Origin of the sequence: Neglectibacter timonensis (assembly GCF_900048895.1) — a bacterium.
GTDB lineage: Bacteria > Bacillota > Clostridia > Oscillospirales > Acutalibacteraceae > Acutalibacter > Acutalibacter timonensis.
The window spans coordinates 1-12,607 of the sequence record NZ_LT160627.1 but is presented as its reverse complement, the minus strand read 5'-3'; the positions used below and the strand labels follow the sequence as shown (position 1 = coordinate 12,607).

General features: G+C 48.6%; 11 protein-coding genes and 2 pseudogenes. All 13 read left to right on the top strand.

The features are described from left to right. Window positions 1-494 precede the first annotated feature (494 nt). The 13 genes and pseudogenes from BN3911_RS00060 (at window position 495) to BN3911_RS00005 (ending at window position 12,278) form a co-directional block, all read left to right on the top strand. Entirely contained in the window at window positions 495-2,045 is a 1,551-nt protein-coding gene (locus BN3911_RS00060; RefSeq protein ID WP_066859657.1) for a response regulator transcription factor, read from the top strand. Window positions 2,046-2,085: 40 nt separating this feature from the next. Next, window positions 2,086-3,774: a sensor histidine kinase gene (locus BN3911_RS00055; protein ID WP_066859654.1), complete on the top strand. Its 1,689-nt coding sequence runs from the start codon at window positions 2,086-2,088 to the stop codon at window positions 3,772-3,774. Window positions 3,775-3,893: 119 nt separating this feature from the next. Continuing rightward, window positions 3,894-5,600 (top strand): extracellular solute-binding protein, encoded by a 1,707-nt coding sequence (locus BN3911_RS00050; RefSeq protein WP_066859652.1) that lies wholly within the window; start codon window positions 3,894-3,896, stop codon window positions 5,598-5,600. Window positions 5,601-5,738: 138 nt separating this feature from the next. After that, on the top strand, window positions 5,739-6,632 hold the full coding sequence (locus BN3911_RS00045) for an ABC transporter permease (protein WP_066859650.1): 894 nt from the start codon (window positions 5,739-5,741) through the stop codon (window positions 6,630-6,632). A 19-nt stretch (window positions 6,633-6,651) separates the two neighbouring features. Beyond that, complete coding sequence (locus BN3911_RS00040; RefSeq protein ID WP_066859649.1) at window positions 6,652-7,533, top strand: carbohydrate ABC transporter permease; 882 nt, start codon at window positions 6,652-6,654, stop codon at window positions 7,531-7,533. Window positions 7,534-7,557: 24 nt separating this feature from the next. After that, window positions 7,558-7,854, top strand: a complete 297-nt coding sequence (locus BN3911_RS00035) for an early set domain-containing protein (RefSeq protein ID WP_066859648.1) — start codon at window positions 7,558-7,560, stop codon at window positions 7,852-7,854. A gap of 165 nt (window positions 7,855-8,019) precedes the next feature. After that, entirely contained in the window at window positions 8,020-8,442 is a 423-nt protein-coding gene (locus BN3911_RS00030) for an alpha/beta hydrolase (protein WP_256294364.1), read from the top strand. Window positions 8,443-8,467: 25 nt separating this feature from the next. After that, window positions 8,468-9,055, top strand: a complete 588-nt coding sequence (locus BN3911_RS17315; RefSeq protein WP_066859644.1) for an early set domain-containing protein — start codon at window positions 8,468-8,470, stop codon at window positions 9,053-9,055. Further along, the gene (locus BN3911_RS00020) at window positions 8,955-9,464 is read left to right on the top strand and encodes an alpha/beta hydrolase (protein WP_187127652.1); all 510 of its coding nucleotides are present in this window, start codon (window positions 8,955-8,957) and stop codon (window positions 9,462-9,464) included. The genes BN3911_RS17315 and BN3911_RS00020 overlap by 101 nt, the downstream gene beginning before the upstream one ends. Before the next feature lie 414 nt (window positions 9,465-9,878). Next, window positions 9,879-10,613: pseudogene (locus BN3911_RS00015) on the top strand (IS256 family transposase); the annotation flags it as partial. After that, a pseudogene (locus tag BN3911_RS17800) lies at window positions 10,522-10,737 on the top strand (recombinase zinc ribbon domain-containing protein); the annotation flags it as partial. The pseudogenes BN3911_RS00015 and BN3911_RS17800, both read left to right, overlap by 92 nt. Window positions 10,738-10,767: 30 nt before the next feature. Further along, complete coding sequence (locus BN3911_RS00010; protein ID WP_066859642.1) at window positions 10,768-11,250, top strand: hypothetical protein; 483 nt, start codon at window positions 10,768-10,770, stop codon at window positions 11,248-11,250. A gap of 203 nt (window positions 11,251-11,453) precedes the next feature. Further along, window positions 11,454-12,278, top strand: a complete 825-nt coding sequence (locus BN3911_RS00005) for a PD-(D/E)XK nuclease family transposase (RefSeq protein ID WP_187127650.1) — start codon at window positions 11,454-11,456, stop codon at window positions 12,276-12,278. The last annotated feature ends 329 nt before the right edge of the window (window positions 12,279-12,607 follow it).

The window sequence follows — 12,607 nt, the reverse complement described above, 5'->3', positions numbered from 1 at the left end:
CCTAAAGCAGAAAAAGACCACACAACAGACTCTGTAGCCTGTTGTGTGGTCTTTCTGTTGGCACCGCTTGAGGACGTCACTCAAAAATTATCATTGTTTTCAATAATCCCTAAGTGAACGCTCCAAACGGGGCCGTCCTGTTATTTTTTCATTCAAAGAGGGATTCGAACCCTGAGAGGGTCTGAGCGGGTCACCCAGGCTGAGTCTCGACGCGCAAGTCGTGTCCGGGGCTTTGCGATTTTTGTTGTTGAAGTATTAGTGACACTAAGATATAATGTTTTTATAAAAACTAATGAAGTGACCCCAAAAAGTTAGACAATTCCACTGGCCTCCGTTCTGGATCTATACCATGCTGAAAATTGACCAGATCATCAAATGCGTCTGGTGCTTTTTCCGTCTCAAGGGAAAAAATGGATGAAGGTAATCGCTTCCACGCAAGCTCAGACGGAATAACACGACAAACCAGCACAGAGAGAAAGCGAGGAAAAACACCGATGGACGGCAAAAAGATCCATATGCTCGTTGTAGACGATGAAAAAATACAGCGTGATGGAATTCTTTTCCTTCTGAAAAAAAGCGGATTGGAGTTTGAGATTTCCCAGTGTGAAAACGGAGAGGAAGCCTACCGGTTGCTCAAAAAGGGGCACGTGGATATTTTGCTCACGGATATCCGCATGCCGTTTATGGATGGCATGGAACTAATCTCCCGGGTAGTTCCTCTCGCTCCTGACATTAAAATCATTCTTTACAGCGGATACGAGGATTTCGAATATGCCAGAACCGCCATGTCTCTTGGCGTTCACTATTATCTGCGCAAACCGGTTGATCTTGAAGAATTCCGTGACGTGATCACCAGTGTGATGGGCGAGGTGCTTGAGACAGAAAAGCGGCAGGAGGAAAACGGAAAAATCAAATCCTGCGTACGCAATTACGCCCTTTGTTGTCTTCTGAACGGTACGAAGAACGATCAGATTCAGGATTTAGCCGGCTCACTTCTGGGGGAAAAATGGGTAAGGCAGTATAACCGGATCTTTTTGATCCATTTTGAGGAGGAAATCTCCGAGGAAGAATGGAAAAACGCAGAGGAAATGATCCGCCATGAAGCGGACGGAATCTGTGAGAGCGTCGTTCTGAGCGCGCATCAGCTTGCAGTGCTTTGGGACAAAAGGAACCGGCTGAATGATTTCCATTATCAGGCACGTGCACAGCGAATGCACCGAAGGCTGGAGGACACTCTGCATCGAGATTGCTGGATTGTCGCCGGAGAGGAAGTTTCGGATCTGCTGCACATAGCCGAAGAGATGCCGCAGATGCGGGCGTGTTTGGAAAATCGTTTCTGGGAAAATGGAAAAAGAGTCCTCTTCTTCCATCAGGAGAGAAAAAATGCTTTGGAAGAACAATACGCAGATGGAAAGATTCTGGAAATTGTTCGGGAATTGGCCGGGCAGGGCGATTACGCCGCTTTACAGGTAGTCATGCAGGAGTATTGGGATTTTCACAGAGAAAAGGAAAATTCCTTGCTCTATTCCAAATTTCTCTGTACCAGCATACTCCATGAAATCATGCAGAAAAGCTCTATTTTTTCCGATTTCGATATTGTGTCCGCCGTGGAGCAGGTCTATAAAAGCAATCGTTCCGATAAAGTAGTCGCTCTGATTCAGGATGTCATTGAACAGGCGCGCGCTTTCCACGAAAGCAATGCGGCAAAGGAACAGCATCCAATCGTGTCCATTGCTAAAAAATATATCTGCAAGCACTATGGAGAAGAGCTGGATCTTGAGCAGCTGGCGGAAAGCGCCCACACTTCCCCTCGCTATCTGTGCAGACTGTTTAAGGAGGAAACCGGAGAAGGGATTGGCCAATATCTGAAAAAATATCGGCTGCAAAAGGCGCAGGAGCTTTTAAAATCCACTAATCTGAAAATTAAGGAAATTGGACGGAAAACCGGCTACAGCAGCGCCTCATACTTTTGCCAGAGTTTCCGGGAATATTTTGGCATCAGTCCAGAAAAGTTCCGAAACACTCCTGACTTTCCAGGCCTTTGATGGTCCCTTTTTCACAAAATGGTCGACAGGAGGCTTTTTGATGGGATGGGTCAATCACATTCGAGATCTCAAATATAAATATAAAATTATGGTGGGCTGTATCCTGTGCTGTCTGATTTGCATCGCTGTCCTGTGGAGCTACACCGTCCACGAAACACATTCCCTTTTGACTCAGCGATCCCTTCTGGACATGGAAAATCAGCTCCAGCAATCCGCAGCAGCGCTCGATCATCAGCTACAGCTCTGCGACAATGTTCTTGGCAGCCTTTCGATCAATAACAGCGTCATTTCTGCGGCAGAGCATGAATATACCGGCTACTATGAGATGTACGACATTTTTTCCAATCAGGTCACACCTCTGTTTTCCTCTGTGCTCACCTTCAATGGGGATATTGCCCAGCTGACGCTGTATTCTGCTTCTAATGTGGAACGTCACACTCCCTGGGTACTCCCTACCGATGAGCTTTCCGAAACCATACGCCTGCAAGGGGAAAACCGGTGGATCTATGACACAGATCAGGGAGTATGTAAGCTTCAGAAGCTTGTGTCGAGCTGTGGAGAAAACTATCTGTACATTCAGCTGCACGATGATGTATTGGAGAGACTGTTCGGAAGTCTCTCCAGCCAGGGATACGGCGTAACCCTTTTCGACTCTTGTGGCAACGTTGCCTATGACGTCCCGCCAAATGGACTGACGTCTGTTTTCTTCACAGCAAACAGCGGAAAACACACGGGACAGATCTGGGAACAGGACGGATTTTTCTGTTCCTGCCGGACAGTGGAGTCCAGTGGCTGGACAATTTACCTTTATCAGTCGAAGGGGTATTTCTGGAATCGAAATTGGCAGATGGTGCCAGGATTGATAGGGATCTCTGTCGTGTGCCTGATGGCTGCCGTGTTGACCAGCCTGCTTCTTTCCAGACTTGCTGTCACCCGTATTGAAAATCTTGCCGCTAATATCAGACAGCTGCGGGAAGGACAAAATGAAATTTGGGTGCAGAGCAAATCAAAGGATGAAATCGGATATCTGACGGACGAATTTATCACGATGATGCAATTGATCCAGCATTTGATCAAGGATGTCTATCGGGAACAGTTGATCCGAAAAGAATATCAGATTCAAATGCTGCGCGCCCAGATCAACCCCCACTTTTTATACAACACACTCTCCGCAATCCGTTGGAAAACTTTGATGAACGGTGACGAGGAAGCCAGCGAAATTATCAACCAACTCTCTGTTTTTTACCGCACAGCCCTGAATAAGGGACGTGAATTTTCCAATGTGGAAAATGAGATGAAAAATATCCGCGCTTATATCACCATCCAGAAAGAATTACAAAGCCATCTGTTCCAAGTGAGCTACCATGTGGACTCGTCTCTGTATCCCTGCAAAATCCCCGTCATGATCCTCCAGCCAATCGTGGAGAATGCCATTTTACACGGTCTGGCAAGTAGTCGCAAGCAGGACAGATCCCTGAGCCTTTCTGCCTTTGGAAAGGGGAGGGATATGATATTTGAAATCCGGGACGATGGTGCCGGAATAGAAGCGGAACAACTCAAACAGCTTCTCAACAGCAAAACGAACGGTTACGGGATGAAAAATGTACAGGAAAGGATTCACCTGCTATACGGCAATGAGTACGGTCTGGAAATCCACAGCATTCGAGGCGAAGGAACTATTGTGAGGGTACTGCTGCCAAAAGAACCTTTGACGGATGTAGAAAATTGATATAAAAGTGGATTTATTTGATATTTCCATGAAAGCCCCCTCTTACTATAATTTCATTATAATCGATACAAGCTTGTATAACAAACAGAAAATCAGGGAACAAGGAGGATACAAGAGCAATGAAGGTTTTATGGAAAAAAGGGATTGCCGCTATGCTGGCGCTGTTGATGGCTTGCGGAGCCGGCGGATGCACGGACAGCGGTGAACTGTCTACCGACACAACGTCTTCAGCAGGCAGCTCTGCGGAGGATGACGCATGGATCGCAGCGGCTACCGATCCACTGACGCCATATCCTGAGACCGTAACAGTAACATTCGGAAAAGAAGCAGGAAGAAATTTCTCCGCTCTGGCTGGAACTGAGTGGGAAAATCACAACGACGATGACAACGCGATGTACGATATTATCGGCGGCTTCTTGAACATCGATATTCAGATCGATTTTGTCGGAAACGGCGGCGATGACTATAACAAAAAAGTTGCGATGGCGATTGCGGACGGCAATATCCCGGACGTGATGAAAGTCAGCGATTATTCCACTCTGAAGCAGCTCGTGGAAAGCGATATGGTAGAAGACCTGACGCAAGCCTTTGAAGACTGCGCCACCGACCGCATTCGGGACATCTATGATTCATTTGACGGAAGATGCCTGGAGAGTGGCAAAATTGACGGTAAGCTGTACGGTATTCCAGCTACCAATATTTTCAATGGTCAGGAGCTTCTCTGGCTGCGAAAAGACTGGCTCGACAAACTGAACTTGGAAGAGCCGGAAACCATGGAAGACATCGAATATATCCTGCAGCAGTTTGTGGAACAGGATCCTGGAAATAATGGTGAGGGAAAAACCATTGGTCTGGTGGTGAATACCGGTATCGCTGGCGCTTATGGCGCCCAGTTCCAACTCAATAATATTTTCACCCACTACGGCGCAGCGCCCGGCCAGTGGATTGAGAAGGATGGAGAAGTAGTTTACGGCTCCGTACAGCCGGAAATGAAGGAAGCGCTGACGGTTTTGCGGGACTGGTATGCAAAGGGATTGATCGATCCGCAGGTAGCGGTCCGCACCAACGACGATCGCATTGCAGTGGTGGCCAGCGGGCAATGCGGCGCATTCTTTGGAGCATGGTGGTCCTGCAACAGTCCTGCATCCGACGCATGGGCGCTCGATAACAGTGTGGAATGGGTTCCTTGTGTGGTCCCCGTCGGTGAGGATGGAAAAGTCACGGTCATTGAACAGAATCCTTCCATGGGTTATCTGGTGGTTCGCAAGGGCTTTGAGCATCCCGAAGTAGCGGTCAAGCTCGTCTCTCTCCAGTATGACTATATGCGCCGCTCCGACTATGTGCAGAGCGATGTGGAAAAAGCCTATATCGCGGGCGACGTGGCCTGTGACTTCTTGGGCAACTGCGATTTCAACAACGCCCTCGTACTGTGCTACGAGAACATTCGGGATATTCTGGACGGAAAATCACCGGAGGACGCAACTGCCTTTGAATACGGCGTGGCTGCTTCCTGCCAAAAATACGTGGACGCAATCGATGCGGGACAGCTTCCGGACAAAACCGACTGGTCCAACTACTATGGCAGAATGATCGGCACCAGACTGGCAGCTGAAGTTCCATACAACAAAATCAGTCCTGTATTTTACAGCTCCACAGATACTATGAAGCTACGCTGGGGTTCGCTGCAAAAAATGGAATCTGAAATGCTTTTGAGAATTGTCATGAACGAGGATCCGATCGATTCGTTTGACTCCTTTGTGGAAGAATGGTATGCCAGCGGCGGTGACACGATCACCGAAGAAGTGAGCGCAGAGGTTGCCAAATAAACAGAAAAACAGGTCTTGTTGAAAAGGCCTAGGCGGACAACCCGGCGGATACGATGCATCAAAGGGCGCTTTTTCTGAAAAGAAACTTCCCGCACGGCCTTTTGCAGGGCCGCAGGAGAGGAAGGAAAGGAACATGTTATGAAAAAAAGACTCAAAAGGGAGATTCCCTTCCACCTGATGCTGCTGCTTCCCATGTTATTTCTCGCCGTATTCTCCTTTGCCCCTCTGTTTGGTATTCTGATGGCTTTTCAGGACTATATGCCGGCGAAGGGGATTCTCCAATCCAGATGGGTTGGTTTGGAAAATTTTGATTTTATCTTTTCTTTGCCAAGCAGCCGTCAGATTTTCGCCAATACCATTATTATCTCACTGGGAAAACTCGCGGCAGGAATCATTGTTCCGGTCTTCTTTGCTCTGTTGCTCAATGAAATCCGAGTGATTGCTTTCAAACGCACGGTACAGACCATTGTATACCTGCCGCATTTTCTTTCCTGGGTAGTCCTGGCAAACGTCGTTTCTAGCATTCTTGGATTTGACGGTCCAATCAACAGCCTGATCCAGTCCACGGGCCACGATCCCATCCTCTTTTTGGGAAGCAATGTATGGTTTCGCCCGGTGATCATTCTTTCGGACTGCTGGAAAGAATTCGGTTACGGATCCATCATCTATCTGTCGGCTCTTACATCCATCGATCCCGGATTGTATGAATCGGCTTCGCTGGACGGTGCCAGCCGGCTCCAAAAAATTTTTTATATTACTCTTCCCATGCTGGTCCCAACCATTGTCCTGATGATGGCGCTGAATCTGGGAAATATTCTCAACGCGGGTTTTGATCAGATTTTTAATCTCTATAACCCTCTGGTTTATGAAACAGGAGATATCATTGACACATATGTTTACCGGATTGGTCTGATCGATATGCAGTACAGCCTTGCCACCGCGGCAGGACTGATTAAGTCCGTGATTGGATTTGTTCTGATTATGTCTTCCAACTTGGTATCACGCAAGCTGGTCAGCCGTTCCATTTTCTAACGAGAAAAGTGGGGGAAAAATGATGCAGATAGAATTTTTTAAAAATAAGCTTATGGACACGGTGGTATGGTTGATCGTCATTTTGATGACACTCTGCTGCTTGCTCCCGCTGCTGAATACGCTGGCGATCTCGTTCAGCAACAACTCTGCGGTCAACGCCAACCAGGTGGGGATTCTTCCTGTGGGATTCACGCTGAGTTCGTACAAGAAGCTGCTTGAGGACAACCAGTTTTGGCGCTCTGCCTGGATTTCCGTTCTGCGCGTAGTGCTGGGTACAGGACTGAACATGCTGATGATGATTTTACTGGCGTATCCCCTGTCGAAAAGCAAAAACCGTTTTGCAAGCCGCGATATTTACATGAAACTTGTCATTTTTGCCATGTTGTTTAATGGTGGTCTCATTCCTGGATACATCATTGTATCCAAGCTGCACCTGCTCAATACCATCTGGGCATTGGTTCTACCGGGAGCAGTCCCCGTATTTAACGTCATCCTGCTCATGAATTTCATGAAGGGGCTTCCGGAGGCTCTGGAGGAAGCGGCCGTGATCGACGGCGCATCTGAGTGGACCATTCTGACACGAGTGGTTCTTCCGATTTCAAAGCCGGGTCTTGCCACGGTGGCTCTGTTTTGCATTGTAAATCATTGGAACGATTATTTCCAAGGCCTGATCTATATGCGTACACCGAGCAAATACCCGCTTCAAACCTACATTCAGCAGTTGACCATAGACGTCTCGCAAATCACCGATCCTCAACAGCTGATTTATTTCATGACCATCTCCACCCGCACGCTGAATGCGGCTAAAATTGTGGTGGCCACTGTCCCGCTTCTGGTGATCTATCCGTTCCTGCAAAGATATTTTGTGACAGGCATTGTCATCGGCGCGGTAAAAGAATGATGCAGAAAGGAAAGGTGTTTCACCGTGATCAACGAAGTATATTCTGTCCATGGAATGTCGTTTTCCAATCCAACCAAGGAGGATCTGGCGCTTTCCGGATATACCACCAGAGTGCGGCTGCCCGGGGCCGTGTACTATCCGGACGGAAGCGTGGAATTCACTCTTTTTGCACCGGAGGCAGAACACGTCGAAGTATCCGGTATGCCCGGCAGCAGCATGGGAGAGGAAAAAATACCGCTGAAAAAAAATGGAGGATGGCTATTGGACCGCTGTGGTAAAGGGACTGCCGAAACGGTTTCATTATGTTACCTTCTGGAGTAATGGAAATGAAATCCTCAACAGCAGAATGAATCTTGGAGTCGGTTATGGACGAGTCGTCAATTATATTGATATCCCGGATCCGGAAAAGAAATTTGTAGAAATTCAGGATGTCCCTCATGGAACCATTCGGTGTGAATTTTGGGAATCCCAGGTACTGAAAAAAACGTGCGGTGTATGATTTATACCCCTCCCGGATATGACACTTCAGAGGAATCCTACCCTGTGTTGTATTTGCAGCACGGAGGGGGAGAAAACGAAACCGCGTGGTTCTGGCACGGCCATTTGAACTGGATCCTGGATAATCTGATCGCACAAAAACTGGTTTCCCCGATGCTGGTGGTTTGCAGTACAGGCTATGCCATCGACGGAAACGGACAAAACGGTTCCGCCGTCAACCAGGCTTTCCGCCTCCTGTTTTTCTCCTTTGGACTGGATGAGGAGGGAAAAAAGGCGGAGTGGCAAAAGACGCAGGAACGAATGGAACGCTGCGGTGTTCGAGTTCTGAAGCATTCCTGTTATCCTGGAAAACATGAATGGAGCGTGTGGAGAAACAGCATTTTTGAGTTTTTGCAGCAATGCTTTTTGTGAAGAAGGGAATCGAGAGAACGATATCTTGACAGAAAAGAACTGCAACCAGGTCTATACCTCTCAGGCGCTTTCCTTTGATCCGATCCCGTTTGGGAATCGATACGGGCAGAACGGCGTCACCTATCTGGAAAACGGCGATGTCCTGCTTCGTTTTTTTGCCCCAAACGCTTCTAAAGTGGAATTTTCAGGAATGCCGGGCAGCCTTGCAGGAGAAGAAAAGCGTCCGCTCAACCGCTGCAAGGGTGGATATTGGGAACTGACGCTGTCTGGCCTGCCCACAAAATATCTTGCCATTATTTTCTATGTGGACGGGATTGAAGCCATGAACCCCTGTGTCAACATCGGCGCAGGATACGATAGAATGATAAACTATGTGGATCTTCCACATGCAGAAGGTAAATTTTACGAGGTAAACCGTGTTCCACATGGCAGCATTCGCTATGAATTTTATCATTCTTCTCTAACAGGAAGACCGCGTGACTGTCTGGTCTATACGCCTCCTGGCTACGACGGTGAAAAAAAAGAGGTATCCTGTTTTATATCTCCAACACGGCGGGGGAGAGAACGAGACAAACTGGTTCTGGCAGGCAAAGTTGAATTTCATTTTAGATAATCTCCTCGCCGAAGAAAAGGCGGAAGAGATGATCGTCGTGTGCAACTCCGGCGAGGTTTACCGAAACGGTGAAAAACCCACCCCAATGGATTTTGAAGCCCTGTTGATGCAGGATGTCATCCCCTTTATCAACAATCGGTTTCGCGTTTTGACCAACCCGTCCCATACTGCTGTTGCGGGACTTTCCAGAGGCGCCTATCAGGCTTTCTACATTGGTCTGAGGCAGCTTGGCAGATTTCGGTCTATCGGCATGTTCAGCGGACGAACCACTGTTGAATCTATGCATCAAATTGGTGGGACAGCCGATCATCTTCCCCTTCTGTTTGATGCGGAGAAAATGAATGACAGTTTGGACCTCCTGTTCTGTTCTGTGGGAGAACAAGAGGAGGAACGCGCTACCGGGATCTGAAACTTGCTTATCAGAAAGCAGTACAAAACGGTGTGACACGCATGAAAATCTATCACTGTCCCGGTGTTCATGAGTGGCAGACCTGGCGTTACGGCATATTCCACTTTTTGCAGAAAATATTTCGCCCTACGGACCGCTCTGCTTCCATCGTTTGAGCACTTGCAGGTTTACAGACAAACATAAACAAGCGATAGTTGGACAAAAGAGAATCTGTTCCATGAGGTAAGAGACAAAATACTCCCTGATGCAGGAAGAAAACCGCATCAGGGAGTATTTTGATTCCAAGCAGTCAGCCCGCCCAGGATAAGGTAGAATAAATTTCGCAAATTGAAAAGTAGATAAAAAGAGACATGGTTTGCAGAACTCTGGTAGAATGAAGTCGCGACACACCATTCTGAAAGGAGACAGCAAACCATGTCCGAGAAGATTGTACAGCTAAACGAGGAAGTAATCAAGGGGCAGCTCAAGGAACTTGTGCGCGGAAGCGTAGAGGAAACCCTCAACGAGCTGCTGGAGGCCGAGGCTCAAAAGCTGACCCAGGCGGCTCGGTACGAGCGCAATGAGCAACGCCAGGGCTATCGCAGCGGTCACTACAACCGCAGCCTCACCACCACTTCCGGGGATGTCACCCTCAAAGTGCCTAAGCTCAAGGGAATCTCCTTTGAGACGGCTATTATTGAGCGGTATCGCCGCCGGGAGAGCAGCGTGGAAGAGGCACTCATTGAGATGTACTTGGCGGGCGTATCTGTCCGGCGTGTGGAGGACATCACCGAGGCCCTGTGGGGCAGCAAGGTCTCTCCCTCCACCATCAGTGAGCTGAACAAGAAAGCGTATGTCCACATTGAAGATTGGCGGAACCGTCCTCTGCAAGGTGGACGTTATCCGTATGTCTATGTAGATGGGATCTACCTGCGCCGCAACTGGGGCGGAGAGTTTGAAAATGTGGCCATTCTGGTTGCAATTGCAGTAAATGAAGACGGATACCGTGAGGTTTTAGGCGCTGCAGAGGGTATGAAAGAGGACAAGGCCAGTTGGGTCAGCTTCTTCCAGTGGCTGCGTGGCCGTGGCCTGGACGGGGTTAAACTGGTGGTTGGTGACAAATATCAAAAGAGCAAAGACCAACCGCGGAAGATTTTCCAGCAAATACGCCTTAACGGAGCGATTGGTGTGCGGCATCTGCGGCAGCCTGTACCGAAGGGTTACCTGGAGCATCCATGGCAGAAAGGAAATTGTGTGGCGATGCATCAATCGCCTGGAATATGGTTCCAGAATCTGCGGCTCCTCCCCTACCATACGAGAGGAGTTGCTGCATGATGCCATTATGGAAGCGATGCAAAACCTGATCCGCGACAATCAGAACGATATGGCCGCCTCCCTGCAGGAAATCATCCTCCAATGCACGGCACAGCAGAATCAGGGCTCTCAGCCGGAGGAGCTTCGTCACCGTCTGGAAGAGCTCAATCGGGAGCTTGACCGTCTTCTGACGTTTGCCGGAAATGACCTGACGGATCTGAGAATCAAGCAGATCAGTGATGAGATGCTCCGACTCAGGCAGCAGGAAAAGCAGCTTGTCTCCTGTGCGGACTATGCAAGGGGAAGAGAGGACGAGATGAGGGAGGTGATCGCCCTGCTCGACGATAAAGATCTGAATCTGACAGAATACTCCAACGAACTAGTGCGCCGCGTGATCGAGCGCGTGACTGTGCTTTCCAGGGAGGAGATCGTGATTCGGTTTGTCGGAGGGATGGAGATGAGACAGCGGGTTGGGAAAAGTATGACGATGTAGAAAAATCAGAAATACAACCGGACGATGCAGGATCGGGCCAGGGAAATATTTGAATTACTTGCGGCAAAGATTTTAGCTAGGCCGAATATTCCGGCACGGAAATGCTGTCCGATGAACTTTCTGTGAAAATTGGCGGCTTACTTGCGTTTTTTGCGGCAGAATGGTATGATAAATTAGGAAAAGGGACGGAGGCGATTTGGAACGTGAGCGAAGAAAGCAACCGGATACAGGCTCGTGAGCAGCGCGTGAAACGGATGCGCAGCCTCACCCTGATGAGCGACACCTTCATGTCGGTGGCTCTCAATGATATCCCGGCCTGCCAGTATGTGCTGCGAACCTTGACGGGAATTGAAAGCCTGAATGTGAAGGAAGTCCGGACGCAATACCGGGTTTCCAAAACGGACTCCCGCGACGCTATTTTGGATGTACTGGCGGAGGATGCGTCCGAGAAATTGTACAATCTGGAGATCCAGCGGCTGAACACGGTCGACCACGCCCGCCGCACCCGCTTCTACGGGGCGATGATCGACAGCAGCTACCTGGAAAAGAGTACCACATATGCGGACTTGCCGAAGGTTTACATCTTCTATCTGAGCGAAACGGATATTTGGCAGGAAGGCCATACGATCTATGAGGTCGAAAAGCATTTTAAGAACACAAAAATTCCGTATGATGACGGCCTGCATATTGTATATGTGAATGCAGCCATAGACGACGGTTCGAAAATAGCAGCGATGATGCAGTATTTTAAGGCATCCGATCCGGAGGATCAGACGCAGGGAGAACTCTCCAAACGGGTACGCTATCTCAAGAGCGAAGAAGGAGGTCGAAGCGAAATGTGTGAAGTCTCTGAAGAAATCTTCCAGGAAGGGAAAGAAGAAGGCCGCGAGGAAGAAAAGAGAGCGACCGCCATCAGCCTTTTCCAAATGGGAATGTCTGTGGAAAAGATCGCGGAGGCAGTCCGAGCCAGCGTAAAGCTGGTGCAGGAATGGGTTTCCGGTAATGGAATGGTAAGCCCAGCGAAATAATTTTCCTTAGATTAGAGAAAGCGGGTTCAGGATGTATGCCGGTTTTACACCGGCTGTCCTGTGCCTATCTTTTTTTATTCCAACGGGAACGGACGAAACAAATCTCACGGAGAGCAGATACTATTCTGTTAGGGAACAAAATCTTTCTGTTTTCCCGGGTATCTATTCCGTCGCCGCCATTCAAAAATAACAGGACGACCCTAAAGGGGGTCTCACTAAGGGATTTTATTCCTTGGAAAAATATCGGCATAGTTTGGAGAAATCCGGCTATGCCGATTTTTTCTGTTCCTGGGGCAGTTCGACTGCTCCAATGAAGTTCCAATGAATGA